Raw genomic sequence first — 23,789 nt, 5'->3', positions numbered from 1 at the left:
CCATCATGCTCCGGCCGCGAGGAGCCGGTCGAGCGCGGCGTACCCCTCGTTGATCCCGACCTCCATGCCGGAGGCGAGCATCGCGTCGCGGGCCGCGATCGAGTCGACGACGGAGGTGATCTCCAGCCGGGTGCGGCCGCCGGGGAGGTCGGTGAGGACCAGCGTCTCGAGGCTGACCGCGTCGGGCATCTCCTCGAAGCCGAAGGTCTGCACGATCTTCTCGTTCTCCCACACGCGGTGGAAGGACCCGTAGAAATGCGCGACCTCCTCGCCCTGGCGGTGCGCGGTGTAGCGGTACTCGCCGCCGGTGCGGACGTCCCAGGTCTCGAGGACGCAGCTCAGGCTGTCCGGCCCGAGCCACTGCGCGATCAGCTCCGGATCGACGTGCGCGCGGTAGACCCGCTCCCGCGACGCGTCGAACTCCCGCACGATCCGCACGACCGGCAGGTCCGGGACCGCCTCGATGGTGGTCTCCTGGGTGGTGGTGGTCATGACGCTGCTCCTTCTCGTTTGTCTTCTCGGTTGTCGGGTCGCTCGTCGGCCTCGCCCATCCGGGCGAGCAGGTCGTCGAGCCGGCGGTAGCGCTGCTCGGCCTCGTGCCGGTAGCGCTCGATCCACTTCGTCATCAGGTCGAACACCTCCGCGTCCAGGTGGACGTGGCGCTGCCGCCCCTCCCGCGTCCGGGTGACGACGCCGGCGTCCTCGAGCACCCCGAGGTGCTTGGAGACGGCCTGGAGGGACATCTCGTACGGCGCCGCGAGCTCGCCCACGGTCGCGTCCCCGTCGGACGCGAGCCGGGCGACGAGGTCACGGCGGGTCGGGTCGGCCAGGGCCGCGAAGGCCCGGGACAGGGGATCCGATTGCTCAACCACAAGGTTGAGTGAACGCCGGCTCGGACCGTATGTCAACCCCCTGGTTGACTGTCGGCGGCGTACGACAGGATCTGCCCGTGACCACCGCCGCAGAGCCGGCCGACCTCCCGCAGGCCGCGCCGATCCCACCCACCGGCCTGTCCGTCCTGCAGGGCACGGCCCTCACCCTCGCGGCGGTCCTCGGCACCGGCGTCATCTCGTTGCCCGCCCTCGCCGACCGCGCGGCCGGCCCGGCATCGCTGCTCGCCTGGGGAGCGCTGCTGCTGATCTCGGTGCCGCTCGCGGCCACCTTCGCCGCGCTCGGCGCCCGGCACCCGGACGGTGGCGGGGTGTCGACCTACGCCCGGCTCGCGTTCGGCGAGCGGGCCGCCAGCCTGGTCGGTTGGGCGTTCTTCGTGGCCATCCCGATCGGTGCGCCGGTGGCCGCGGGCTTCGCGGCGTCGTACGTCGCGGACGCGGTCGGTGGCGGTCGTCGTACCGAGGTGGCCGTGACGGCCGCGGTGATCCTGCTCGTCACGGTGATGAACTGGTACGGCATCCGGGTCTCGGCCCGCGTCCAGCTCGGCATCGCGGCCGTCATCGCCACCCTGCTGCTGGCCGCGATCCTGGTGTCGCTGCCCCGCGTCGACAGCGCGAACCTGACGCCCTTCCTGCCGCACGGCTGGTCCGGGGTCGGGTCGGCGGCCGCCCTGCTGGTCTGGGCGTTCGCCGGGTGGGAGATCGTCAGCTCCCTGTCGGCGGAGTACGCCCACCCCGCGCGCGACATCACGCGCGCCACCGCGATCACCCTCGGTGTGGTCACGGTCCTCTACCTGGGCATCGCCTTCGTGACGGTCGCGGTCCTCGGGGAGCACGCCGGTCGCGCGCCGCTCGCCGACCTGCTGGCCGGCGCGGTCGGCGGCTGGGCCCGTCCGATCACGACCGTGATCGCGGTGCTCCTGACGGTCGGCGCGATCAACTCCTACTTCGCAGGCGCCTCCCGGCTCGGCGGGGCGCTCTCGCTGGCCGGTGCGATGCCGGCGTGGCTCGGCGCCGACCTGCGCGCCGGGTCGTCGACGCCGCGCCGCGCCCTCCTCGTGGTCGCCGCCGGAGGCCTCGGTGTGACGGTCGGGGAGGCGCTGCTCGGTCGCCCCACCGACGCCACCCTGCTCGTCACCACCGGCACCTTCGCGCTCGTGTACGTCGTCGGCACGGCCGCCGCCGTGCGGCTGCTCCCGGCCGGTTGGCCCCGCGCGGCCGCCGTGGTGTCCTTCGTCGCCTCGGTCGGGCTCGTGGTGCTGACCGGCATCCCGGTCCTCGTGCCCTTCGCCAGCGGCCTCGCCGGTGTGGGCTGGATGGCCTGGCGCGGCCGGGTCAGTCGCGGTACATCGGCGGCCTGATCGCGGTCGCCGGGCCACGGCGGTAGTGCGTGGCGCCGTCGCCGCCCACCGGCACCACGAAGCCGGCGGTGCCGAGGACCTTGCGCCGGAACGTGCCGAGGTCCGGGGGCGTGCCCCACACGGCGGCGTACACCTGGCGCAGCTCGGGCAGCGTGAACGGCTCGGTGACGAACTCGGACGCCAGCGTCGTGTACTCCAGCTTCGCCCGCACCCGCTCGACCGCGTCGGCCAGGATCTCGCCGTGGTCGAACGCGAGGTCCGGCAGGTCGGCCACGTCCCACCAGCGGGCGTCGGCCGCGTCGTCACCGGCGGCGGGGTCGGGAAGGCCGGGCGCGAACGCGACGTGGGCCACCGAGACGGTGCGCATCCGGGGGTCGCGGTCGGGCGCGGTGTAGGTCCTCAGCTGCTCGAGGTGGCCGGGGAACTTCGCCAGGCCGGTCTCCTCCTCGAGCTCGCGCCAGGCTGCGGACTCGGCGTCCTCGTCGGGGTCGACGAAGCCGCCGGGCAGCGCCCAGGCGCCGGCGTGCGGGTCGCGGGCGCGCTCGATGAGCAGCACCGACAGCCGCCCGTCGCGGATGGTGAAGAGCGCGATGTCGACGACGACGGCGAACGGCGGGTACTTGGTGGTGTACATCAGCGGACCTCCACGCCGGCCGCCGCCATCTCCTCGAGAGCCTGCTCGGACGTCTCGGGCGCGACGCCCGCGTGCAGCCCGCCCAGCAGTCGTACGTCGAACCCCGCGGCCCGCGCGTCGAGAGCCGTCGCCCGCACGCAGTAGTCGGTCGCGATGCCGGTGACGTCGACCTCGGTCACGCCGGCGTCGCGGAGCACGTCGACGAGCCGCTCACCCGCCTCGGTCACCCCCTCGAACGCCGAGTACGCCGGCACGCCCATGCCCTTCGTGACGTGGTGCGTGACGGCGTGGGTGTCCAGCTCGGGTGCGTACGCCGAGCCGTGCTCGCCGGCCACGCAGTGCACCGGCCAGGTGCCGGCGAAGTCGGGGTCGGTGCCGGGTGCGGCGAAGTGGCCGCCGTTGGTCTCCCCGTCGACGGGTGCGTGGTGCCAGTCGCGCGACGCCGCGACCACGGCGTACTCGTCCGCGTGCACCGCGAGGTGGGCGGTGATGGCGGTGGCGACGTCCTTGCCGCCCGCCACCCCGAGGGAACCTCCCTCGACGAAGTCGTTCTGCACGTCCACGACGATCAGTGCTCTGCTCATCGGTCCTCCTCCAGCTCGACGGTCAGGTAGGGCGCGCCCGCGGCGACCTCGCGGGCAGTGGGGGGAAGGCTGGCGAGGGCGGCCGCGGCGTGGTCGCGGACCGCGGCCAGGGTCGGTCGGTGCACGACCTCGCCGCCGCGGACCAGCGGCACCTGCGGCGAGGCGTCGGAGCCGGGCCGCAGGGTGGTCCGCTCGGCGACCAGGGTCGCGCCGTCGTACTCCCGGACGACGTGCTTGCGGCCGCCGGCCGACGCCTTGCCGACGGCCTTCTTCTCCACCGGTCGGAGCGCCCCGTCGGGCGAGTCGGCCACGGCGACGAGCTTGTAGACCATGCTCGCGGTCGGGTGGCCCGACCCGGTGACGAGGCGGGTGCCGACGCCGTAGCCGTCGATCGGCGCGTCGGCGAGGGCGGTGATGACGAACTCGTCCAGGTCGCTGGTGACGACGATCCGGGTGCCGACGGCGCCGAGGTCGTCGAGCAGGGCGCGCGCCTTCGCGGACTCCTCGGCGAGGTCGCCGGAGTCGATCCGGATCGCGCCCAGCTCGGGGCCGGCGACCTTGACGGCCGTGCGGATGCCCTCGGCGATGTCGTAGGTGTCGACGAGCAGCGTGGTGCCGACGCCGAGCGCCTCGACCTGGCTGCGGAACGCCTCCTCCTCGCTGGTGTGCGCGAGGGTGAAGGCGTGCGCGGCCGTGCCGACGGTGGGTACGCCGTGGCGCAGCCCCGCCGCCAGGTTGCTCGTCGACGCGAACCCCGCGAGGTAGGCGGCCCGCGCGCTGGCGACCGCCGCCTCCTCGTGGGTACGCCGGCTGCCCATCTCGATCAGCGGCCGGCCGTCCGCCGCGTCGACCATCCGGGCGGCCGCGCTGGCGATGGCGGTGTCGTGGTTGAGGACGCTGAGCACGAGCGTCTCGAGCACGACGCACTCGCCGAGCGTGCCGGTCACGGTGAGGACCGGGCTGCCGGGGAAGTAGAGGTCGCCCTCGGCGTACCCGTCGACGTCGCCGCGGAAGCGGAAGTCGCGCAGGTAGCCGGCGGTCAGCCCGCTGATGGCGCCCTGCTCGACCAGCCAGTCGACCTCGTCGGGGGAGAAGGTGAACTCCTCGATCAGAGGGAGCAGGCGGCCGAGGCCGGCGAGTATCCCGTAGCGACGCCCCTCCGGCAGGCGCCGTGCGAACGCCTCGAAGACCGCCGGGTGCCCGGCGCTGCCGTCGCGCACCCAGGAGTCGAGCATGGTCAGCTCGTAGCGATCGGTGAACAGTCCGCTGCGGTCCCTCACACCCCTATTCTGCTCAGGTGGACGCGCGCGCTCGGGCCGAGGAGGTCGCGGCCGACTACGAGCGGGGTCTCGCGGCCGACCCGGGGCGACGCGGACGGGGCGCCTTCTACACCCCGGCCTCGCTCGTGGAGTGGGTGCTCGACCGGGCCGTTTCCCCTGCAACCACGCGGGTCCTCGACCCCGCGTGCGGCACCGGGCACTTCCTGGTCGCGGCGGCCGAGAGGGTCGGCGCGCGAGCGGTGTGGGGGAGCGACCTGGACGAGCAGGCGGTCCTCGTCGCGCGGTCGCGGCTGCGCGCCCTCGACCCGACCCTCGCCGAGGCGGAGCTCGCCGAGCACGTCCGGTACGCCGACGGCCTCGTCGCCTGGGAGGGCGAGGTCTTCGACGCCGTCGTGGGCAACCCGCCGTTCCTCGGCCAGCTGCGGCGGCGTACGGCGGGGGCCACAGGCGGGCTCGGCGCCTACACCGACACCAGCGCCGCGTTCCTGCACCACGCGCTCGGGCTGGTGGGGGGCGGCGGGACGGTCGCCCTGGTGCAGCCCTTGTCGGTCCTCGCCGCCCGCGACGCCGGGCCGGTCCGGGCCGCGGTCGCCGCCCGCGGCGCCGTCATCGACTTCTGGTGCTCGCCGACCCCGGTCTTCGCCGACACCTCGGTGCTGACCTGCGTCCCGGTCGTCCGGGTGGGCGGCAGCGGCGGCCCCGGTCCCGACGACTGGGGCTTGCTGGCCGCCCCCACCTTCGGCATCCCGCCGGTGGTCGTCGCCGGACCCCGCACGGTCGCGGAGCTGGCCACGTGCACGGCCGACTTCCGCGACCAGTACTACGGACTGGTGCCGCACGTCCGTGACGCTCGCGACGGGCTGCGCGAGGGCGAGGTCGCCCTGGTCACCACCGGCCTCATCGACCCGATGGTGTGCGGCTGGGGATCGACCCCCACGCGCTTCGCGCGCCGGCGGTACGACGCCCCCGCGGTTCGGCCCGCCGACCTCCCCGACCCGCTCCGGGCCTGGGCGCGCTCGCGGCTCGTCCCGAAGCTGCTCGTCGCGGGTCAGGGCCGGGTCATCGAGGCCGTCGCCGACCCCGCGGGCGAGCTGCTGCCCTCGGTGCCGGTCGTGTCCGTCGTACCGCACGACCCGGCGGACCTGTGGCGCCTGCTGGCCGTCACGCTCGCGCCGCCCGTCGTCGCCCATGCGGCCGCGCGCTACCTCGGCACCGGCCTCACGCCCGGGTCGCTCAAGGTGAGCGCGAAGCAGCTCGCGGCGCTGCCGCTCCCGACCGACGAGGTGGCCTGGGACGAGGCGGCGGCGCTGGCCGCCGAGGGCGGCAGCCTGGCCGAGATCGGCCGGCTGATGACCCGCGCCTACGGCATCGACGACGGGCTCGTCGACTGGTGGCTCCGCCGGGCTGTCCGTGGCTCCGTCTAGGGTCGGTCGGGTGGACGCCATGATCGAGGCTCGGGGCCTGCGCAAGACCTTCGGCGAGGGGGAGCGCGCGTTCGAGGCGGTCCGGGGCATCGACGTCACCGTGACCAAGGGTGAGGCCTTCGGGTTCCTCGGGCCCAACGGCGCCGGCAAGTCCTCGACCATGCGGATGGTGGCCGCCGTGTCGCCGATCAGCGGGGGAGAGCTGCGCATCCTCGGCATGGACCCCGCCACCGACGGGCCGTCGATCCGCGCGCGGATCGGCGTCTGCCCGCAGGAGGACACCCTCGACGCCGAGCTCAACGTCTTCGAGAACCTCTTCATCTACGGGCGGTACTTCGGGCTGCCCCGCGCGGTGGTCAAGGAGCGCGCCGAGGAGCTGCTGGAGTTCGCCAAGCTCACCGAGCGGGCGAAGGACCGGGTGGAGGAGCTGTCGGGCGGCATGAAGCGCCGGCTCACCATCGCCCGTTCGCTGATCAACCGCCCCGACCTGCTGCTGCTGGACGAGCCGACCACGGGCCTCGACCCGCAGGCCCGCCACCTGCTGTGGGACCAGCTCTTCCGGCTCAAGCAGGCCGGCGTCACCCTCGTCATCACCACCCACTACATGGACGAGGCCGAGCAGCTGTGCGACCGGCTCGTCGTCATGGACAAGGGCCTCATCGTCGCCGAGGGCGCGCCGCTCGACCTGATCCGGCGCTACTCCACCCGCGAGGTCGCCGAGCTCCGCTTCCCGGTCGGCGAGGGCGCCGACGACAACGAGGTCATCGCCGAGAAGATCGCCGACCTCGGCGACCGGCTGGAGGTCCTGCCCGACCGGATCCTGGTGTACGCCGAGGACGGCGAGGCAGTGCTGGCCGCTGCTCTCGAGCGGGGGCTCCGGCCCGTCGCCTCGCTCGTGCGGCGCTCCACCCTCGAGGACGTCTTCCTGCGCCTGACCGGCCGGACGCTGGTGGACTGATGGCTGCCTCCCCGAAGGTGGTCGAGCCTGTCGAGACCCTCCGGCTGAGCGACGGCATCCTGCGGCAGGCCGACTACTGGGGCATCCTCTGGCGGCGTACCTGGCGCGGGGTGCTGGCGACCTCCTTCCTGAGCCCGTTCCTCTACGTGCTCGCGATGGGCGTGCTGCTCGGCGGGTTCATCCACGCCGACCCCGCGCGGCTCGAGGGCGCCCACTCCTACCTGGCGTTCGTGGTGCCCGGCCTGATCGCGGCGCACGCCATGCAGCTCGCGGTCGGCGAGACGACGTACCCGGTGATGGGCATGATCAAATGGCGCCCGACGTACCGGGCGATGTTCGCGACGCCGCTGGAGGCGCGGCACGTCGTGGGGGCGCACCTCGCCACGGTCGCGCTGCACCTCGCCGCGGCCACCGGCATCTACTCGCTGGTGATGGCACCCTTCGGCGTCTACGCGACCTGGTGGGGCGCGGTGCTCGCCTGGCTCACCCAGGTCGCTGTCGGGATGGCCTTCGCCGTGTGGATCTACGGGATCTCCGCGCGGCTGCAGAACGAGGAGGGCTTCGGGCTGATCTTCCGGCTCGGCGTCTTCCCGCTCTTCCTCTTCTCCGGCGCCTTCTTCCCGGTCAGCAACCTCGGTCACGTCGGCGCTGCGATCGCCCGCTGCACCCCGCTGTGGCAGGGAGTGAACCTGTCCCGGATGCTCACCCTCGACCACGTCACCTGGTGGATCGCGGGCGTCAACGCGGCCGTGCTGGTCGCGCTCGTGGCCGCCGGCTGGCGCTGGGCGGTCTCCGGTCTCGAGCGGCGGATGATCACATGAGCGTCCTCTCGCCCGGCGCCGCCGCCCAGCCGCTCCGCCCGTTCGCCGCCCTCCGGCTGCTGGTCTACCGCAACTTCGTCGTCTACCGGCGCGCCTGGAAGCTGTTCCTGACCGGCTTCCTCGAGCCCTTCTTCTACCTGCTCTCGATCGGCATCGGCGTCGGAGCGCTCGTCGGCGGCTTCGTGTTCCAGGGCCACCACGTCTCCTACAGCGCCTTCGTGGCGCCGGCGATGCTTGCCACCTCCGCCTTCAACGGGGCGCTCATCGACTCGTCGTACAACGTCTTCTTCAAGCTGCGGTACGTCAAGCTCTACGACCAGATGCTCGCGACCCCGCTCACGCCCGCCGACGTCGCGCGCGGCGAGATCGCGTGGGGCCAGGTCCGCGGCGGTGTCTACGCCGCCGCCTTCCTGCTGGTCATGGTCGCCATGGGGCTCGTGCAGTCGTGGTGGGCCGTGCTGGCGCTGCCGGCCGCGCTGCTGATCGGGTTCGCCTGCAGCGCCGTGTGCATGGCGGCCACGACGTACATGCGCAGCTTCCAGGACTTCGACAAGATCACCCTGGTCCAGCTGCCCCTCTTCCTGTTCTCGGCCACGTTCTTCCCGGTCACGACCTACCACGGCGCGCTGCGCTGGGTCGTCGAGTGCACGCCGCTCTACCGGGGCGTGGTGCTCTGCCGTGAGCTCACCCTCGGAACCCCCGGCTGGGCCTCGCTGATCTCGGTGGTCTACCTGGTCGCCCTGGGCCTGGCCGGTCTCGCCGTCGTACGACGCCGCCTGGAGACCCTGCTCCTGACCTGATCTCCCCGGTGCTTGGCAGGAAACCGCGTGTCGCCCGGATCCTGCCGTCCGCGATCCTGGGTGCGTGACGATCGCACCTGACACCAAGGACTGGACCTGGGTCCTCGAGAAGGCCTGCCCGGAGTGCGGGTTCGACGCCTCCGCGGTGGGCGGTGCGGAGATCGCCGGCGCGATCCGCGCCAACGCGGCGTTCTGGGCGCAGGCACTGACCCGGGAGGGCGTGGAAGCACGGCCCGAGCCGGGCGTGTGGTCGCCGGTCGAGTACGCCTGCCACGTCCGCGACGTGCACCGCGTGTTCACCGAGCGGCTCGCGCTCATGCTGACCGAGGACGACCCGCTCTTCGCCAACTGGGACCAGGACGAGACCGCGCTCGCCGAGCGCTACGACCTGCAGACCGCTGCCGCCGTGGCGCCGGAGCTGGCAGCGGCCGCGGAGGCGGCCGCGAGCGCCTACGAGAGCGTGGCCGCGGACCAGTGGGACCGCCCGGGCCGGCGCAGCAACGGCAGCGTCTTCACCGTCACCACCCTCGGCCGCTACCAGCTGCACGACCTGGTCCACCACCGGTGGGACCTGAGGGGCTTGCCGGTGGTTGAGTAGCCGCCGCGAGGGACGAGCGGCGGCGTATCGAAACCACCCCACCTGCAACGATGGACTCGTGCGGCACACGGAGTTCTGGGAGCGGATGGACCACCACCTGGGTCCGTCGTACTCCCGCACCTGGGCGAGCACCGTGGTGATGGCCGCCCTCGACGGCCGCACCGCCGAGCAGGCCCTGGCCGACGGCTGGTCGACCAAGGAGGTCTGGCGCGCGGTCTGGGAGATGCTCGACCTTCCTGCCTCCGAACGCTGAACCCGCAGCGCGCCAGCGGCCTACGATCAGCCCATGCTGGTCGAGCGCGAGGCCCAGCTCGGGTTGCTGCGCTCTGCCCTCGGTGGCGACGAGGGCCGCTTGGTGCTGGTCGCGGCCGAGGCCGGCTCCGGCAAGACCTCGCTGCTCCGGGAGTGGACCGCAGAGGTGGCGGTCCTCGGCGACCGCCCGGTCCTGTGGGGCGGCTGCGACAGCCTCCGGACCGCCCGTCCGCTCGGGCCGGTCCTGGACTGGGGACGGGCCGCCGATCCTGACCTGGTCGAGCGGATCCGTGCGGGAGCGCCGCTGTCCGAGGTCCTCGAGCGCACCCTCGCGACCCTCGAGCGGCTGCGGCCGGTCGCCGTGGTCGAGGACGCGCACTGGGCCGACGACGCCACCGTCGACCTGCTGCTCTTCCTGGGCCGTCGGGTCGCGACGACCGGTGCCGTGCTCGCCGTGACCTACCGCAGCGACGAGGTACGGCGCGGGTCGCCCCTCGCCCTGGTCCTGGGCGACCTGGCGGGCGCGGCGCCGCTGCGGGTGGCCGTCCCTCCACTGAGCGTCCGCGGGGTCGCGGAGCTGGTCGCCGCGGAGGGCCACGGCGTGGCGGCGGAGTCCCTGCACCGGCGTACCGGCGGGAACGCGTTCTTCGTCACCGAGTGCCTGGCTGCGCCCGAGGCCCTGCCGGACACGGTCCGCGACGCGGTGCTGGTCCGGTTGCACCGGCTGAGCGGGCCGGCGATCAGCGCGGCCGAGACGGTCGCGGTGTTCCCGGGCTCCGTCGAGCGCACGGTGGCCGAGCAGCTGGGCGCCGATCCGGACGGCCTCGACCTGGCGGTCGACGACGGCCTGCTCGTCGAGGACGGTGGGCGGCTGGCCTTCCGGCACGAGCTGGCGCGGCTTGCTGTCGCCGACGCCCTGCACAGCGCGGACCGCCGCCGGCTGCACGCCGAGGCGTTGCGCCTGGTCGAGGCGATGGTGCCGGTCGACGAGGCGCTCGCGGTCCACCACGCCGTCGAGGCCGGGGACACGGTCGCCATGGTCCGGCACGCCCCGGCGGCGGCCGACCGCGCCGAGGTAGCCGGCGCCCGGCGCGAGGCGATCGCCCACCTGGAGCTGGCGCTCCGGGTCGGCAGCTCGCTTCCCGTCGCCGAGCGCTGCGCGCTCCTCGCGCGCGTCGGCGGTCTGCTCGACGAGGTCGGTGACCACGCCCGCTCCGTCGACGCGTACGACGAGGCACGCGCGCTGGCCCCGGACCGACGTACCGCCGCGCGGCTCCAGCTCCGCGCCTGGAACCCGCTCAGCATGGCCGGACGTCTGGGGGAGGCGTCGGCGCGGCTCGACGACGCCATCACGCTCCTGGACGGGGAGGAGTCGGCGCCCGAGCTCGCCCTCGCCTACGCCCAGCGGTGCTCGCTGCTCATGCTGAGCCGCCGGCTGCGTGCGGCGCGGGAGTGGGGTGACCGGGCGATGTCCCTCGCCGTCGACGCGGGCGACGCCCACACCCTCGCCTACGCGCAGATCCAGAGCGGGGTGGCCCTGTTCATGGCCGGCGACGCGGACGGCTTCGAGCGCGTCGAGGCCGGTATCGAGGGGGCGCGGTCGCTCGGCGCCGCCGGCCTCGTGGCGCACGGCCTGAGCCAGGTCGGCTGCGGCGGCGGCGAGATCCGGGAGTACGACGGCGCGATCCCCGCGCTGCACCGGTGCATCGAGTACGCCGACGCCCACCAGGTCCACGGCCGCGGCAGCTACGCCCGGGCGTGGCTCGGGCGCTGCCTCGTCGAGATCGGCCGCTGGGACGAGGCGACCGTGCTGCTGTCGGGCCTGCTCGCGGCACCGCGCACCACCGGCGTGACGAGGCTGACCGCCCTCGCCGCGCTCGGCCGGCTGCGCGCGCGGCGCGGCGACCCCGACCCGTGGTCGCCGCTCGACGAGGCGCTCGAGCTCGCGCGGCCGACCGGCCACCTGCAGCGGCTCTGGCCGGTCGCGGCGGCGCGCGCCGAGGCTGCCTGGCTCGCCGGGCGGGTGCAGGACGAGGTGCCGCTGGTGGTGGACGTGCTGGACCTGGCCCGCGGGCTCGACCAGCCCTGGGCGACGGGGGAGCTGACCTGGTGGGCGGTCCGCGCCGGCGTACCCACCGAGGTGACGGGGGAGCTCGCGGAGCCCTACGCGCTCTCCCTGGCCGGCCGTCCCGCCGACGCGGCACGTGCCTGGCGCGCGCTGGGGTGCCGGTACGACGCCGCCGACGCGCTCGCCTGCAGCTCTCTCGACGAGGACCAGCTCGAGGCGCTCGACCTGCTCCAGCGGGTCGGTGCCCGGCCGGCCGCGCAGCGACTGGTCGAGGCGCGGCGTGCGGCGGGCCGGCCCGTGCCCCGCGGCCCCAACGCGACGACCCGCGGCAACACGGCCGGGCTGACCGCCCGCGAGCTCGACGTGCTGGCGCTGGTGGCCGGCGGGCTGAGCAACCCCGAGATCGCCGAGCGCGCCCACCTGAGCGTGAAGACCGTCGGGCACCACGTGTCCCACATCCTGGCGAAGCTCGGGGTGGCCAACCGGACCGAGGCCGCGGCTGCCGCGACCCGGCTCGGCCTGGTCCCGGACCCGGGCCAGACATAGGGCATCTGCCCGATGTGAGGGGTGGCGGTGTGGTGCGAGCGTGGGTGCACGACGTACCACCCATCCCGCCATCCCAGGAGGAAGACATGCCCCGCTACCTGATCGAGCGCGAGCTGCCCGGAGCCGGCAAGCTCAGCGACGAGGAGATCCAGGCCATCTCGCAGAAGTCCAACGACGTGCTGTCCACCATGGCGGGCCGCGCCCACTGGGTGCAGAGCTACGTCACCGACGACGCCATCACCTGCGTGTACATCGCCGAGAGCCCCGAGGCGGTGCGCGAGCACGCCGCGGCCGGCGGCTTCCCGGTCACGAACATCCGGGAGGTCGGCCGGGTCATCGACCCGATGACCGGCGAGTGACGGGCCCGCGCCGGTCGTGGTGGGGACGGCCGGCGCGACACGCCGGTCCGCCTTGCCGTGCGTCGAACAGATGTTCGTCTAGTCTCATCCGTAACGACAGGGACCACTTCCTGTCCACAGGTACGACGTCGGACGAGCTCGTCCACAACCACGACCCGGCTGATCAGGCTGTGTCGGGACCTCGCTCTAGCGTCGCCGATGTACCTGGCCCACACCACGGATCAAGGAGATCTCCCATGGCTGGCGACGACCGCTTCAAGGCACTGGACACCGCACTGCTCAACATCGAGAAGGCCTACGGCAAGGGCTCGATCATGCGCCTGGGTGACGACACCCGCGCACCTCTCGACGTCATTCCGACCGGCGCCATCGCGCTCGACGTCGCCCTCGGCATCGGTGGCCTGCCGCGTGGCCGGGTCGTGGAGATCTACGGTCCGGAGTCCTCCGGAAAGACGACGGTCGCCCTGCACGCGGTGGCCAACGCCCAGCGCGCGGGCGGCATCGTGGCGTTCATCGACGCCGAGCACGCGCTCGACCCGGAGTACGCGAAGAACCTGGGCGTCGACACCGACGCCCTCCTGGTCAGCCAGCCCGACTCCGGTGAGCAGGCGCTCGAGATCGCGGACATGCTGATCCGCTCCGGCGCGCTCGACCTGATCGTCATCGACTCCGTGGCCGCGCTCGTGCCCCGCGCCGAGATCGAGGGCGAGATGGGCGACAGCCACGTCGGTCTGCAGGCCCGCCTGATGAGCCAGGCGCTGCGCAAGATGACCGGTGCGCTCAACCAGTCCAAGACGACCGCGATCTTCATCAACCAGCTGCGCGAGAAGATCGGCGTCATGTTCGGCTCGCCCGAGACCACGACCGGTGGTCGCGCGCTGAAGTTCTACTCCTCGGTCCGCCTCGACGTGCGCCGCATCGAGACCCTCAAGGACGGCACCGACATGGTCGGCAACCGCACCCGGGTCAAGGTCGTCAAGAACAAGGTGGCCCCGCCGTTCAAGCAGGCCGAGTTCGACATCATGTACGGCCAGGGCATTTCCCGCGAGGGCGGCCTGATCGACGTCGGCGTCGAGGCCGGCCTGGTCCGCAAGGCCGGTGCTTGGTACACCTACGAGGGCGACCAGCTCGGCCAGGGCAAGGAGAACGCCCGCAACTTCCTCAAGGACAACCCCGACCTGGCCAACGAGCTGGAGAAGAAGATCCTCGAGAAGCTCGGCGTCACGCCGACCGTCGAGGACGAGCTCTCCGACGAGCCGATCGGCGTAGATTCGTTCTAGGCGCGAGCGCGTCGCCGCTGCGGATCTGATGGCGCGAGCGTGTCGCCGCTGATGCTCGCTCGCCGTCCTTGCGGAGCTCGCCCCCTCCGGTCGCTCGTTCCTCGCTCCCTCCGGGACCGAGCTCCGCGCGCACGGCCTCGCTCGCGCGGCGCCGCGCTGCCGCGCACGCAGTTGGCCTTCGTAGGTCCCGCCTTGGTCTGGCGGCAAGACCTGCGTAGCGGCGGTACGACCTGAGGAGGTGGACCTGATGGCGGAGTTCGACACCCGGGGGCCTGAGGAGCTTCCTGAGGCCGATCACGAAGAGGTGGCCCGGAAGATCCTGCTCGACCAGCTGACCGGGCAGGCGCGGAGCCGGCACGAGCTGGCTGCGCGCCTGGCCAAGTGCAACGTGCCCGAGGAGATCGCGGTGCGCCTGCTCGACCGGTTCGAGGAGGTCGGGCTGATCGACGACGAGGCGTTCGCCCGGGCTTGGGTCGACTCGCGGCAGCGCACCCGCGGTCTGGCCCGCCCGGCGCTCGCCCAGGAGCTGCGGCGCAAGGGCATCGACGACGAGACGACGCGGACGGTGCTGGCCGAGGTCGACCGCGAGGACGAGGCCGACACCGCCCGCGCCCTGGTCCGCAAGAAGCTGCGCACCATGGGTGGTCTCGCGCCGGAGGTCGCCACGCGACGCCTGGTCGGGATGCTCGCCCGTAAGGGCTACGGCTCGGGCATGGCGTTCGCGATCGTCCGTGAGGAGCTCGGGGCAGAATGGCCCGGTGACGACTGACGCCGGTCCCGAGCGCGAGACCCTCACCTACGAGCTCTTCGGGACCGCGGTCCGCGACCTCGCCCAGCAGGTCGTGGACGACGGCTACGAGCCGGACATCGTGCTCGCGGTCGCACGCGGCGGGCTCGGTCTCGCGATGGGGCTCGGCTACGCGCTCGACGTCAAGAACCTCTCCGCCGTCAACGTCGAGTTCTACACCGGCATCGACCAGCGCCTGGACGTCCCGATGATGCTGCCGCCGACCCCGGCCGCCATCGACCTCACCGGGATGAAGGTCCTCATCGCCGACGACGTGGCTGACACCGGCGGCACGCTCGAGGTCGTCCGCGACTTCTTCGCCGACCACGTCGCCGAGGCGCGGACGGCCGTGATCTACGAGAAGCCCTGGACGGTCATCCACCCCGAGTATGTCTGGCGCCGGACCGAGAGCTGGATCGAGTTCCCCTGGTCGTCCCAGCCGCCGCTGGTGCGCCGCTAACCTTCGGAGCATGTCGCTCGAGCACCTCACCGAGAAGCTCCGCCTGCCCGACGGCCCGTTCGCCCTGGCGGACTACCCGACCGACACGACGCCGGGCTTCGACGGCGACAAGGAGGCGGGGGAGCAGGCGCTGCTCGACCTCGGCCCGGAGCTGCTCGACCTGCAGACGAAGATGTTCGCGCACCGCGGCCGCCCGACAGCCCGCAGCGTCCTGCTCGTGCTGCAGGGCATGGACACTTCCGGCAAGGGCGGCGTCCTCAAGCACACCGTCGGCCTGGTCGACCCGGTCGGTGTCCGGATCACCTCCTTCAAGGCGCCCACCCCGGAGGAGCGGTCGCACGACTTCCTGTGGAGGATCGAGCGCGCCGTGCCGGAGCTGGGCTACCTCGGCGTCTTCGACCGCTCGCACTACGAGGACGTCCTGATCGCCAAGGTCCGCGAGCTCACCGACGCGAGCGAGATCGAGCGGCGCTACGGCGCGATCAACGAGTTCGAGCAGCGCCTGACCGACGAGGGCATCACTGTCCTCAAGTGCATGCTGCACATCTCGCCTGCCGAGCAGAAGGCGCGGCTGCAGGCCCGGCTCGAGGACCCGACGAAGTACTGGAAGTACAACCCCGGCGACGTGGACGAGCGGCAGCTGTGGACCGAGTACGCCGCGGCGTACCAGACCGCCCTCGAGCGCACCCACACCGAGCACGCCCCGTGGTACGTCCTACCGAGCGACCGGAAGTGGTACCGCAACCTCGCCATCGCGCACCTGCTCCGCCACGCCCTCGACGGCCTCGACCTGGACTGGCCGGCGCCCGACTTCGACCTCGAGCACGAGCTCGAGCGGCTGGCCGAGGACACGATCTCGTGAGCCTTCCCGAGGTGCGCGTCATCCGCTACGTCACCCCGCTCCGCGAGGGCGGGAGCCTGCCCGGGATCGTCGAGGCGGACGACCTCGGCACCTACGTGTGCAAGTTCCGCGGCGCCGGCCAGGGCCTGCGCGTCCTGGTCGCCGAGGTCATCGTCGCCGGCCTCGCCCGGGCGCTCGCCATCCCGACGCCCGATCAGGTGGTGCTCGACCTCGACCCCGAGCTCGCTCGCTACGAGGCCGACGAGGAGGTCCAGGAGCTCATCACCAAGAGCGTCGGCAGCAACCTCGGCATCGACTTCCTCCCCGGCTCCTTCGGGTACGACGCCGCCACCGAGCCCGATCCCGAGCTGGCCGGCCGGATCCTCTGGCTCGACGCGTACGTCGCCAACGTCGACCGCAGCTGGCGCAACCCCAACATGCTGCTGTGGCGCGGTCAGCTGAACGCCATCGACCACGGTGCGTCGCTCTACTTCCACTACTCCTGGCCGGGAGGCCCCGGCGATCCGGCGCGCTTCGCCGCCCAGCCGTACGACGCCGGCGAGCACGTCCTGCGCTCGTACGCCGCGCAGGCGAACGCCCAGGACCCGGAGCTCGCCGCCCGGCTGACCCCCGAGGCGCTGACGGCCGTCGTCGCCGAGGTGCCCGACGAGTGGCTCGAACCCGTGCCCGGCGCCGACACGTCGGACGAGATCCGCAGCCGCTACGTCGCGTTCCTGACGGCCCGCGTCGCCGGAGAACGGTCCTGGCTGCCGGCTCCGGTCGCCGAGGGGGCGGCCGGATGAGCCCGTACCAGTACGTCGTGCTGCGCTGCGTGCCCCGCGTCGAGCGCGAGGAGTTCGTCAACATCGGGGTGGTGCTCTACTGCCCGGACGAGAGGTTCCTCGACGTGGCGTGGGAGATCAGCGCGGCGAAGCTGCACGCACTCGACCCCGATCTCGATGTCGACGCCGTGGCCGACGCGCTCGAGGCCGTCGACCTGATCTGCCGCGGCGAGGCGCACACCGACGCGGCCGCGGCGGTCCGGGCCACGGCGTACGGCACGCGCGAGGCCGCCGACACCCAGGGCACCCGGTTCGGGATGCTCAAGGCGCCCCGTAGCACGGTCGTGCAGCCGGGGCCGGTGCACGGGGGAGTCACCGCAAATGCCGACGAGACGCTCCAGCACCTGCTGGAACGCCTCGTGACCTGATCAGTCGGTGATCGAGTAGCCGGTCGGTGGCCGAGCCTGCGAGGCCACCAACCGGCGTATCGAGATTCAGACCGGAACGAGCTCGACCGCCCCGACGGCGTACCGGGCGAGCACCGTGCGCGCGATCTCCTGGTGCGCGCCCAGCGGCTCGGACACGGCGACCGCCCCGGCCTCGAGCGCGAGCTCGGTGGCCCGGTCGACGAGCGAGCCGGGCGCCAGGAACAGCGAGGCAACGGCGACGTGCCGGCGTCCCTCGGCGCGGAACGCGCGGACCGCCTCGCCGGTCGCCGGCGGCGCGGCCGAGGCGTACGCCGCGGTCACGGGCAGCTTGTGGTGCGCGCCCCAGACCCGGGCGAGCCGCGCGACGGCCTGGTTGGCCAGCGGGTCCGAGGAGCCGGCCGCGGCGAGCACGAGCGCGTCGAGCTCGCGGACGCGGGCGTCCTTGAGGGCAGCGCGCAGCCGCTCATCGAGGACCTCGAGGAAGCGGGGCTCGAGGCCGAGCACCTCGGTGCGCCGGATCTTCAGGCCGGGGTGGCGGGTCGTCGCCTCCTCGATCAGACCGGGGACGTCGACGCGGGCGTGGAACGCCTCGACCAGCAGCAGCGGTACGACGACGATCTCGTCGTACCCGGCCTTCACGAGTTTGTCGATCACCGTCGCGAAGGACGGCTTGGCGAGCTCGAGGAACGCCTTCTCGATGCGCAGGTCCGGCCGGAGCGCCTTGACTTCGTCGACAAGGGCGGTCACGGTCGCGGCGGAGCGGGGGTCACGGCTGCCGTGAGCCAGTGCCACGAGTGCAGGTGCGGTCATCGGGTGTGCCTCCTTCCGATCAGGTGTGGATTCCGCATTCGGTCTTGTTCATCCCGGCCCAGCGCCCGCTGCGCGGGTCCTCGCCGGGCGCGACCCGCGACGTGCAGGGCCAGCAGCCGATCGACGGGTAGCCGTCGTAGACCAGCGGGTTGACGAGGACACCGTTGTCCGCGATGTAGCGCTCGACGTCCTCGTCGCTCCAGCGAGCGATGGGGGAGACCTTGACCTTGCCCTTCTTGGCGTCCCAGCCGATGACCGGCGCGATGACGCGGTTGTGGGTCTCGGCGCGGCGCAGGCCGGTGGCCCACGCGTCGTACCCGTCCAGCGAGGTCGCCAGGGGCTGCACCTTGCGCAGCTTGCAGCACATGTCGGGGTCACGCTTGTAGAGATCGGGGCCGTACTCGGCGTCCTGCTCGGCCACGCTCTGCACGGGCGTGATCGTGATCAGGTTGACCGGGAGCGTGTGCTTGACCGCGTCGGCGGTGCCGATGGTCTCGGCGAAGTGGTAGCCGGTGTCGAGGAAGACCACGTCGATGCCGGGAACGACCTTCGACGCGAGGTGCGAGAGCACCGCGTCACCCATGGACGACGTCACGCAGAAGCGCTCACCGAACGTGGCCGCGGCCCACTCGATGATGTGCTCCGCCGGCGCGAGCTCGAGCTCGGCGCCCATGTGCGACACGAGCTCGCGCAGCTCCTCCGGCGTACGCCCCTCGGTGTGGGTGCCCCGGTTGTTGCGCGCGGTCTCGGTCGCCGAGGTGGTCATGCGACCGGCTCCAGCTTCTGGTCCCCGCGCAGCAGGGCTTCGTCGGCACGCTCGATCCAGGCGGCGAACCGCTCGCCGTCGTTGCGGTCGGCGAGGTAGTTGCGCACCACCGTCTCGACGTAGTCGTCGAGCTCGAGGCTGGTCACCTTGTGGGCACGCAGCTTGCGGCCCAGGACGGTGATCTCGCCGATGCCACCGCCCAGGTGCACCTGGAAGCCCTCGACCTGGTTGCCGTCGTCGTCCATCACGAGCTGGCCCTTGAGGCCGATGTCCGCGACCTGCGACCGGGCGCAGGAGTTCGGGCAGCCGTTGACGTTGACCGTGATCGGTACGTCGAGGTCGGGGATCCGGCGCTCGAGCTCGCTGATCAGGTCGCTGGCGCGCTTCTTGGTCTCGACGATCGCGAGCTTGCAGTACTCGATGCCGGTGCAGGCCATCGTGGACCGCCGCCAGTTCGACGGGTTGGCCTCGAGGCCGATCAGCTTCAGCTCGTCGACCAGGGCGTCGACCTTGTCGCCATCCACGCCGATGACCACGAGCTTCTGGTACGACGTCAGCCGGACACCCGCGGCGCCGTACTGCTCGAGCACGTCGGCGAGCTGGGTGAGCAGCGTGCCGTTGACCCGGCCCACGACCGGGGCGGCGCCGATGTAGAACTTGCCGTCCTTCTGCTCGTGCACGCCGATGTGGTCACCCGGGCGCGTGGCCGCGGCGGGGGACTCGTTGTCGATCAGGCTCCGGCCGAGGTACTCCTTCTCGAGCACCTCGCGGAACTTCTCCTTGCCCCAGTCGGCGACCAGGAACTTCAGCCGGGCGCGCGAGCGCAGCCGGCGGTAGCCGTAGTCGCGGAAGATGCCGGCGACACCCGCCCAGACGTCCGGGACCTCGTCCAGCGGGATCCACACGGCCAGCTTCTGGGCGAACATCGGGTTCACCGAGAGGCCGCCGCCGACCCACAGGTCGAAGCCGGGACCGTGCTCGGGGTGCACCGCGCCGACGAAGGACACGTCGTTGATCTCGGGGGCGCCGTCCAGGCTCGGGTGACCGCTGACGGACGTCTTGAACTTCCGCGGCAGGTTCGAGAAGTCCTTGTTGTTGAGGAAGCGCCGCTTGATCTCCTCCAGCGCCGGGGTCCCGTCGATGATCTCGTCGGCCGCGATGCCGGCGACCGGCGAGCCGAGGAACGGCCGCGGGCCGTCGCCGCAGGCCTCCAGGGACTGCAGACCGACCGCGTCGAGCCGCTCCCAGATGGCGGGGACGTTCTCGATGTCCACCCAGTGCAGCTGGATGTTCTGCCGGTCGGAGATGTCCGCGGTGTTGCGGGCGAAGTCGGTGGAGATCCCGCCCAACGTGCGGACCGCCTCGGGGGAGAGGAGCGCACCGTCGGTGCGGATCCGCATCATGAAGTAGCGGTCGTCCAGCTCCTCCTCTTCGAGGGCGCCGGTCTTGCCGCCGTCGATGCCGGGCTTGCGCTGGGTGTAGAGACCCATCCAGCGGAAGCGGCCGCGGAGGTCGGCGGGGTCGATCGAGTCGAAGCCGCGCTTGGAGTAGATGTAGAGGATGCGGTCCCGCACGTTCAGCGGGTCGTCGTCCTTCTTGGACTGCTCGTTCTTGTTGAGCGGCTCGGTGTAGCCCAGGGCCCACTGGCCCTCGGCACGACGTGGCCGGGGGATCTCGGTGTACTGGGCCTTGCTGGCCTGGTAGCGCAGATCGGGCATGGTGGAAGCAGGTCCTTCGCTGACGGACGGCGCCGGTCGCGGCGCGGAGTGTGAGGGAGGTCGAGGTCGGGGTCAGCGAGGCCAACACATCGCGCTGCGCGTACGCCCGAGGTCCACGTGGCGACGTACCACGAGGAAGGCGTGAGTTGCGGCGGAGACCATGTCAACAAGTCTCAGGTTTCGGACGGCCATCCCACAAACGCTGATCTCATGATGTGGATACGCGGTTCAGGATGTGAGACGGAGTTCCGCTCGTCAGGCGCAGAATGCGGTGTCGTGCGACTCAGGTCACAACGCAGGGCTGGGCACGTCTCCCGCGGCCGGCTGCCGCCACTAGTCTGTGCCGCATGAGCGAGTCGCCGTCCATGAACCTCGTCAGCAGCGCGTACCGGCAGGCCCTCGAGGTGATCGCCTCGGTGGAGCCGCGGATCGCCGAGGCCACCAAGCAGGAGCTGGTCGACCAGCGCGCCTCGCTGAAGCTGATCGCCTCGGAGAACTACGCCTCCCCGGCCGTCCTGCTCACGATGGGCACCTGGTTCTCCGACAAGTACGCCGAGGGAACGGTCGGCCACCGCTTCTACGCGGGCTGCCAGAACGTCGACACCGTCGAGTCGCTCGCCGCCGAGCACGCCAAGGAGCTGTTCGGCGCCGAGTACGCCTACGCGCAGCCGCACTCCGGCATCGACGCCAACCTGACGGCGTACTGGGCGATCCTGGCGCAGCGCGTCGAGGGCCCGTGGCTCGAGAACGCCGGCGTCAAGAACATGAACGACCTCACCGAGGCCGACTGGGAGAAGCTCCGCGGCGAGCTCGGCAACCAGCGCCTGCTCGGCATGAGCCTGGACGCCGGCGGTCACCTGACCCACGGCTTCCGCCCGAACATCTCCGGCAAGATGTTCCACCAGAACCAGTACGGCACCGACCCCGAGACCGGCCTGATCGACTACGACGCCCTCCGGGCGAAGGCCAAGGAGTTCAGGCCGCTCATCCTGGTCGCGGGCTACTCGGCGTACCCGCGCCGCGTGAACTTCGCGAAGATGCGCGAGATCGCCGACGAGGTGGGCGCCACGCTCATGGTCGACATGGCCCACTTCGCGGGCCTGGTGGCGGGCAAGGTCTTCCAGGGCGAGGAGAACCCCGTCCCGTACGCCGACGTCGTCACGACCACGACCCACAAGTCGCTGCGCGGCCCCCGCGGTGGCCTGATCCTGGCCACCAAGGAGTACGCCGCCAACGTCGACCGCGGCTGCCCGATGGTCCTCGGCGGCCCGCTGTCCCACGTCATGGCCGCCAAGGCCGTGGCGCTGGCCGAGGCCAAGACCGAGGCGTTCCAGGCCTACGCCCAGAACGTCGCCGACAACGCCAAGAGCCTGGCCGAGGGCTTCCTCAAGCGTGGCGCGAAGCTCGTCACCGGCGGCACGGACAACCACCTCGTGCTCCTCGACGTCACGAGCTTCGGCCTCACCGGTCGGCAGGCCGAGCAGGCCCTGCTCGACGCCGGCGTCGTCACCAACCGCAACTCGGTCCCGGCCGACCCGAACGGCGCCTGGTACACCTCCGGCATCCGCTTCGGCACCCCGGCGCTCACCACCCGCGGCTTCGGCCACGACGAGTTCGACACCGTCGCGGACCTGGTCGTCAACGTCCTCAGCAACACCACGCCCGGCGTGACCAAGGACGGCGGCTCGTCGAAGGCGACGTACACCCTCGCCGAGGGCGTCGCGGACAAGACCAAGGCGATCTCGGCCGAGATGCTCGACAAGCACCCGCTGTACCCAGGTCTCGACCTGGCCTGACCCTCCGGGCGATCGGGGCCCGAGGACCTCGGGTCCCGGGTCCCGTGACCCGCCCGGGCCAGTGCCACGACCCGGCCGGACAGACCTCGCCGCGGCAGGTCTCCGGGTGCTGACGCGGGCCGCTCGGATGCGCCAGGGTGTGCACATGGCGAGGGATTTCGGACCGTGGGTACGCCTGGACTGGTGCCCGACCTGCTGCACGTCCACCGAGCAGTCCAGGTGGCACTCCTACGTTGCGCCCGGATCGGCGCTCAACGGGCTGAAGGTGCGCTGCAACGTGTGCCTGCAGGCGGTGCCCACGGGCGTCGAGGAGCTCGCGCGCGAGACGGTGGAACCGCTCGCTGTCGCGGTCGGCGACGTGCCGCGCGGGCGTCACTCACGCTGAGTCCGCCCCGATGGGGCATCCGATCCGGAGCGGTGGGTACCCCAGGGTTGAGTCCAACCCGAGGAGGAGACCCATGTCCGGCGTACTGCACGACATCAAGAGCGACCTCGATGGAATGTCCACCGACCTGTGGGCTGACCTGAAGCAGCTGGCCGAGGACGTGCGCCCGGCCGCGGGCACGACCTGGAACGACGCACGGGACCGCGGCGCTGCGGTCGGCGCGACGCTGGTGAGCCACCTGCCGGACCGAGTGATGGAGAAGGTGCCGGACGCGGTCAGCGACCGCATGTCCGGTACGACGTCCCACGGTTCGCGCGCCAAGAAGCTGCTCCTGCTGGGCGGTCTGGCTGGCCTGGTGGCGGCCGGGATCGCCTGGTTCCGCAGCGGCTCGGCGCCGATGCAGCCTGCCGCGGCCGCCTACCCGCCCGCTCCGGGGCGCCCGACCACGATGAAGGACGAGGCGCTCGACCTACCAGTCAACGACGACCTGTCCTGACCCGTCCGGTCAACGGGGGAGCAGCTCGAACACCTTGATCTCACGATCGGCGCGCAGTTCGTAGCGAGCGAAGTTCGGCCACGTGGCGACCATGGTGCGCCACGCGGCCGAACGCTCGTCTGCGACCAGCCTGCGCGCGACGAAGTCTGCGGTCCGGCCGCGGAACCGCACGGTGACCTCGGGGCGAGCCTCGATGTTCTTCACCCACAGCGGTTCGCCGGGGCCGCCGAAGTTCGACCCGGCGATCAGGATCCGGTGCCCGTCGGGCACGCACAGGAGCGGCGTGCTGCGCGGCAGGCCGCTCCTGCGCCCCGTCGTGGTCAGCACCAGGTTCGGCAGACCGGCGATGTCGAGGATGGTGACACGCCCGCCCGTCGCGCGCTGGAGGAGCCGGTCGGTGCGCACGATCTGCGGCAGCAACCGGGGCATCCACGAGATCGCCCCGATCCGCACGCCGAGGGGTGCCAGCGGCCCGAGGGGCCGGGGCGACATGTCGACGCTGGTGCTGGGCATAGAGGCCTCCTCGTGATGCGGAAACGGCCCCGGCTGCATCGCTGCTTCCGGGGCCGATCTCGTGCTCGGTGGGTGATACTGGGTTCGAACCAGATCACGGCCACTCTCTGGTTTCGCCTCCGTGCCTAGCCTATAGGGCTCTGACCAGCGGT

Annotated in this window: 27 protein-coding genes; 18 read left to right on the top strand and 9 right to left on the bottom strand. The window is 72.2% G+C overall.

Annotated features, from left to right (window positions below; all coding sequences use genetic code 11):
* Positions 1-3: 3 nt before the first annotated feature.
* Entirely contained in the window at positions 4-492 is a 489-nt protein-coding gene (locus ACYVAQ_RS14610) for an SRPBCC family protein (RefSeq protein WP_460790815.1), read from the bottom strand.
* Complete coding sequence (locus ACYVAQ_RS14605) at positions 489-872, bottom strand: ArsR/SmtB family transcription factor (protein ID WP_460790812.1); 384 nt, start codon at positions 870-872, stop codon at positions 489-491. The genes ACYVAQ_RS14610 and ACYVAQ_RS14605 overlap by 4 nt, the downstream gene beginning before the upstream one ends.
* A gap of 77 nt (positions 873-949) precedes the next feature.
* Here ACYVAQ_RS14605 and ACYVAQ_RS14600 point away from each other — a divergent pair, with 77 nt between their 5' ends.
* The gene (locus ACYVAQ_RS14600) at positions 950-2,251 is read left to right on the top strand and encodes an APC family permease (protein WP_460790811.1); all 1,302 of its coding nucleotides are present in this window, start codon (positions 950-952) and stop codon (positions 2,249-2,251) included.
* On the opposite strand, the gene ACYVAQ_RS14595 is transcribed toward ACYVAQ_RS14600, so the two are convergent.
* The 3 genes from ACYVAQ_RS14595 to ACYVAQ_RS14585 are packed head-to-tail and all read right to left on the bottom strand — an operon-like array spanning position 2,226 to position 4,749.
* Positions 2,226-2,885: an NUDIX hydrolase gene (locus ACYVAQ_RS14595; RefSeq protein WP_460790808.1), complete on the bottom strand. Its 660-nt coding sequence runs from the start codon at positions 2,883-2,885 to the stop codon at positions 2,226-2,228. The two genes, ACYVAQ_RS14600 and ACYVAQ_RS14595, sit on opposite strands and share 26 nt — an antisense overlap.
* Positions 2,885-3,469, bottom strand: coding sequence for an isochorismatase family protein (locus ACYVAQ_RS14590; protein ID WP_460790806.1), 585 nt, complete (start codon positions 3,467-3,469; stop codon positions 2,885-2,887). The genes ACYVAQ_RS14595 and ACYVAQ_RS14590 overlap by 1 nt, the downstream gene beginning before the upstream one ends.
* Positions 3,466-4,749, bottom strand: coding sequence for a nicotinate phosphoribosyltransferase (locus ACYVAQ_RS14585; RefSeq protein ID WP_460790804.1), 1,284 nt, complete (start codon positions 4,747-4,749; stop codon positions 3,466-3,468). The genes ACYVAQ_RS14590 and ACYVAQ_RS14585 overlap by 4 nt, the downstream gene beginning before the upstream one ends.
* A 17-nt stretch (positions 4,750-4,766) precedes the next feature.
* Here ACYVAQ_RS14585 and ACYVAQ_RS14580 point away from each other — a divergent pair, with 17 nt between their 5' ends.
* The 14 genes from ACYVAQ_RS14580 (at position 4,767) to ACYVAQ_RS14515 (ending at position 17,153) form a co-directional block, all read left to right on the top strand.
* On the top strand, positions 4,767-6,173 hold the full coding sequence (locus tag ACYVAQ_RS14580; protein ID WP_460790802.1) for an N-6 DNA methylase: 1,407 nt from the start codon (positions 4,767-4,769) through the stop codon (positions 6,171-6,173).
* A 19-nt stretch (positions 6,174-6,192) separates the two neighbouring features.
* Entirely contained in the window at positions 6,193-7,131 is a 939-nt protein-coding gene (locus tag ACYVAQ_RS14575; RefSeq protein WP_460790922.1) for an ABC transporter ATP-binding protein, read from the top strand.
* Positions 7,131-7,952, top strand: a complete 822-nt coding sequence (locus ACYVAQ_RS14570) for an ABC transporter permease (protein ID WP_460790800.1) — start codon at positions 7,131-7,133, stop codon at positions 7,950-7,952. Before ACYVAQ_RS14575 ends, ACYVAQ_RS14570 begins: the two co-directional genes overlap by 1 nt.
* A complete protein-coding gene (locus tag ACYVAQ_RS14565) occupies positions 7,949-8,752 on the top strand; it encodes an ABC transporter permease (RefSeq protein ID WP_460790798.1) in 804 nt (267 codons plus the stop codon). The genes ACYVAQ_RS14570 and ACYVAQ_RS14565 overlap by 4 nt, the downstream gene beginning before the upstream one ends.
* A gap of 64 nt (positions 8,753-8,816) precedes the next feature.
* Positions 8,817-9,350 carry a DinB family protein gene (locus tag ACYVAQ_RS14560; RefSeq protein ID WP_460790795.1) on the top strand — a complete coding sequence of 178 codons (534 nt, stop codon included), beginning with the start codon at positions 8,817-8,819 and terminating at the stop codon, positions 9,348-9,350.
* Positions 9,351-9,408: 58 nt separating this feature from the next.
* Positions 9,409-9,603, top strand: a complete 195-nt coding sequence (locus ACYVAQ_RS14555) for a DUF3046 domain-containing protein (protein ID WP_460790793.1) — start codon at positions 9,409-9,411, stop codon at positions 9,601-9,603.
* 33 nt (positions 9,604-9,636) lie between these two features.
* Positions 9,637-12,216 carry an ATP-binding protein gene (locus ACYVAQ_RS14550; protein WP_460790791.1) on the top strand — a complete coding sequence of 860 codons (2,580 nt, stop codon included), beginning with the start codon at positions 9,637-9,639 and terminating at the stop codon, positions 12,214-12,216.
* Between the two features lie 86 nt (positions 12,217-12,302).
* On the top strand, positions 12,303-12,575 hold the full coding sequence (locus tag ACYVAQ_RS14545; RefSeq protein ID WP_460790789.1) for a DUF4242 domain-containing protein: 273 nt from the start codon (positions 12,303-12,305) through the stop codon (positions 12,573-12,575).
* Positions 12,576-12,811: 236 nt separating this feature from the next.
* A complete protein-coding gene (recA, locus tag ACYVAQ_RS14540) occupies positions 12,812-13,855 on the top strand; it encodes a recombinase RecA (protein WP_460790787.1) in 1,044 nt (347 codons plus the stop codon).
* Positions 13,856-14,102: 247 nt separating this feature from the next.
* A complete protein-coding gene (locus tag ACYVAQ_RS14535; protein ID WP_460790785.1) occupies positions 14,103-14,624 on the top strand; it encodes a regulatory protein RecX in 522 nt (173 codons plus the stop codon).
* A complete protein-coding gene (locus ACYVAQ_RS14530) occupies positions 14,614-15,102 on the top strand; it encodes a phosphoribosyltransferase (protein ID WP_460790783.1) in 489 nt (162 codons plus the stop codon). Before ACYVAQ_RS14535 ends, ACYVAQ_RS14530 begins: the two co-directional genes overlap by 11 nt.
* Before the next feature lie 10 nt (positions 15,103-15,112).
* Positions 15,113-15,964, top strand: a complete 852-nt coding sequence (locus ACYVAQ_RS14525) for a PPK2 family polyphosphate kinase (protein ID WP_460790781.1) — start codon at positions 15,113-15,115, stop codon at positions 15,962-15,964.
* Positions 15,961-16,746, top strand: coding sequence for a HipA family kinase (locus tag ACYVAQ_RS14520; protein ID WP_460790778.1), 786 nt, complete (start codon positions 15,961-15,963; stop codon positions 16,744-16,746). The genes ACYVAQ_RS14525 and ACYVAQ_RS14520 overlap by 4 nt, the downstream gene beginning before the upstream one ends.
* Complete coding sequence (locus ACYVAQ_RS14515; protein WP_460790776.1) at positions 16,743-17,153, top strand: DUF3037 domain-containing protein; 411 nt, start codon at positions 16,743-16,745, stop codon at positions 17,151-17,153. Before ACYVAQ_RS14520 ends, ACYVAQ_RS14515 begins: the two co-directional genes overlap by 4 nt.
* A 66-nt stretch (positions 17,154-17,219) precedes the next feature.
* On the opposite strand, the gene ACYVAQ_RS14510 is transcribed toward ACYVAQ_RS14515, so the two are convergent.
* Genes ACYVAQ_RS14510 through ACYVAQ_RS14500 form a run of 3 tightly spaced genes read right to left on the bottom strand, consistent with a single transcriptional unit; the run spans position 17,220 to position 20,447 of the window.
* Positions 17,220-17,963 (bottom strand): sirohydrochlorin chelatase, encoded by a 744-nt coding sequence (locus ACYVAQ_RS14510; RefSeq protein ID WP_460790774.1) that lies wholly within the window; start codon positions 17,961-17,963, stop codon positions 17,220-17,222.
* A 19-nt stretch (positions 17,964-17,982) separates the two neighbouring features.
* Complete coding sequence (locus tag ACYVAQ_RS14505) at positions 17,983-18,729, bottom strand: phosphoadenylyl-sulfate reductase (RefSeq protein WP_460790772.1); 747 nt, start codon at positions 18,727-18,729, stop codon at positions 17,983-17,985.
* A complete protein-coding gene (locus tag ACYVAQ_RS14500; RefSeq protein ID WP_460790770.1) occupies positions 18,726-20,447 on the bottom strand; it encodes a nitrite/sulfite reductase in 1,722 nt (573 codons plus the stop codon). The genes ACYVAQ_RS14505 and ACYVAQ_RS14500 overlap by 4 nt, the downstream gene beginning before the upstream one ends.
* Positions 20,448-20,794: 347 nt before the next feature.
* On the opposite strand from ACYVAQ_RS14500, the gene ACYVAQ_RS14495 reads away from it, so the two are divergent.
* The 3 genes from ACYVAQ_RS14495 (at position 20,795) to ACYVAQ_RS14485 (ending at position 23,124) form a co-directional block, all read left to right on the top strand.
* Entirely contained in the window at positions 20,795-22,243 is a 1,449-nt protein-coding gene (locus ACYVAQ_RS14495) for a glycine hydroxymethyltransferase (protein WP_460790768.1), read from the top strand.
* Positions 22,244-22,388: 145 nt separating this feature from the next.
* Positions 22,389-22,628, top strand: coding sequence for a hypothetical protein (locus ACYVAQ_RS14490; protein ID WP_460790766.1), 240 nt, complete (start codon positions 22,389-22,391; stop codon positions 22,626-22,628).
* 73 nt (positions 22,629-22,701) lie between these two features.
* Positions 22,702-23,124 (top strand): hypothetical protein, encoded by a 423-nt coding sequence (locus ACYVAQ_RS14485; protein ID WP_460790763.1) that lies wholly within the window; start codon positions 22,702-22,704, stop codon positions 23,122-23,124.
* A gap of 9 nt (positions 23,125-23,133) precedes the next feature.
* Here the strand turns inward: ACYVAQ_RS14485 and ACYVAQ_RS14480 are convergent, their stop codons facing one another.
* On the bottom strand, positions 23,134-23,637 hold the full coding sequence (locus ACYVAQ_RS14480) for a nitroreductase family deazaflavin-dependent oxidoreductase (RefSeq protein ID WP_460790761.1): 504 nt from the start codon (positions 23,635-23,637) through the stop codon (positions 23,134-23,136).
* Between the last annotated feature and the right edge of the window lie 152 nt (positions 23,638-23,789).

This window comes from Nocardioides maradonensis, from assembly GCF_054777115.1.
The sequence above is the reverse complement of the archived record's forward strand: the minus strand, read 5'-3'. Positions and strand labels throughout refer to the sequence as shown.

What these genes read in the sequence shown, in the direction of transcription:
- ACYVAQ_RS14610 (WP_460790815.1), bottom strand. Translation starts at nt 492, where the DNA reads ATGACCACCACCACCCAGGAGACCACCATCGAGGCGGTCCCGGACCTG.
- ACYVAQ_RS14595 (WP_460790808.1), bottom strand. Translation starts at nt 2,885, where the DNA reads ATGTACACCACCAAGTACCCGCCGTTCGCCGTCGTCGTCGACATCGCG.
- ACYVAQ_RS14590 (WP_460790806.1), bottom strand. Translation starts at nt 3,469, where the DNA reads ATGAGCAGAGCACTGATCGTCGTGGACGTGCAGAACGACTTCGTCGAG.
- ACYVAQ_RS14575 (WP_460790922.1), top strand. Translation starts at nt 6,193, where the DNA reads ATGATCGAGGCTCGGGGCCTGCGCAAGACCTTCGGCGAGGGGGAGCGC.
- ACYVAQ_RS14570 (WP_460790800.1), top strand. Translation starts at nt 7,131, where the DNA reads ATGGCTGCCTCCCCGAAGGTGGTCGAGCCTGTCGAGACCCTCCGGCTG.
- ACYVAQ_RS14565 (WP_460790798.1), top strand. Translation starts at nt 7,949, where the DNA reads ATGAGCGTCCTCTCGCCCGGCGCCGCCGCCCAGCCGCTCCGCCCGTTC.
- ACYVAQ_RS14550 (WP_460790791.1), top strand. Translation starts at nt 9,637, where the DNA reads ATGCTGGTCGAGCGCGAGGCCCAGCTCGGGTTGCTGCGCTCTGCCCTC.
- ACYVAQ_RS14545 (WP_460790789.1), top strand. Translation starts at nt 12,303, where the DNA reads ATGCCCCGCTACCTGATCGAGCGCGAGCTGCCCGGAGCCGGCAAGCTC.
- recA (WP_460790787.1), top strand. Translation starts at nt 12,812, where the DNA reads ATGGCTGGCGACGACCGCTTCAAGGCACTGGACACCGCACTGCTCAAC.
- ACYVAQ_RS14535 (WP_460790785.1), top strand. Translation starts at nt 14,103, where the DNA reads ATGGCGGAGTTCGACACCCGGGGGCCTGAGGAGCTTCCTGAGGCCGAT.
- ACYVAQ_RS14525 (WP_460790781.1), top strand. Translation starts at nt 15,113, where the DNA reads ATGTCGCTCGAGCACCTCACCGAGAAGCTCCGCCTGCCCGACGGCCCG.
- ACYVAQ_RS14515 (WP_460790776.1), top strand. Translation starts at nt 16,743, where the DNA reads ATGAGCCCGTACCAGTACGTCGTGCTGCGCTGCGTGCCCCGCGTCGAG.
- ACYVAQ_RS14510 (WP_460790774.1), bottom strand. Translation starts at nt 17,963, where the DNA reads ATGACCGCACCTGCACTCGTGGCACTGGCTCACGGCAGCCGTGACCCC.
- ACYVAQ_RS14505 (WP_460790772.1), bottom strand. Translation starts at nt 18,729, where the DNA reads ATGACCACCTCGGCGACCGAGACCGCGCGCAACAACCGGGGCACCCAC.
- ACYVAQ_RS14500 (WP_460790770.1), bottom strand. Translation starts at nt 20,447, where the DNA reads ATGCCCGATCTGCGCTACCAGGCCAGCAAGGCCCAGTACACCGAGATC.
- ACYVAQ_RS14495 (WP_460790768.1), top strand. Translation starts at nt 20,795, where the DNA reads ATGAGCGAGTCGCCGTCCATGAACCTCGTCAGCAGCGCGTACCGGCAG.
- ACYVAQ_RS14490 (WP_460790766.1), top strand. Translation starts at nt 22,389, where the DNA reads ATGGCGAGGGATTTCGGACCGTGGGTACGCCTGGACTGGTGCCCGACC.
- ACYVAQ_RS14485 (WP_460790763.1), top strand. Translation starts at nt 22,702, where the DNA reads ATGTCCGGCGTACTGCACGACATCAAGAGCGACCTCGATGGAATGTCC.
- ACYVAQ_RS14480 (WP_460790761.1), bottom strand. Translation starts at nt 23,637, where the DNA reads ATGCCCAGCACCAGCGTCGACATGTCGCCCCGGCCCCTCGGGCCGCTG.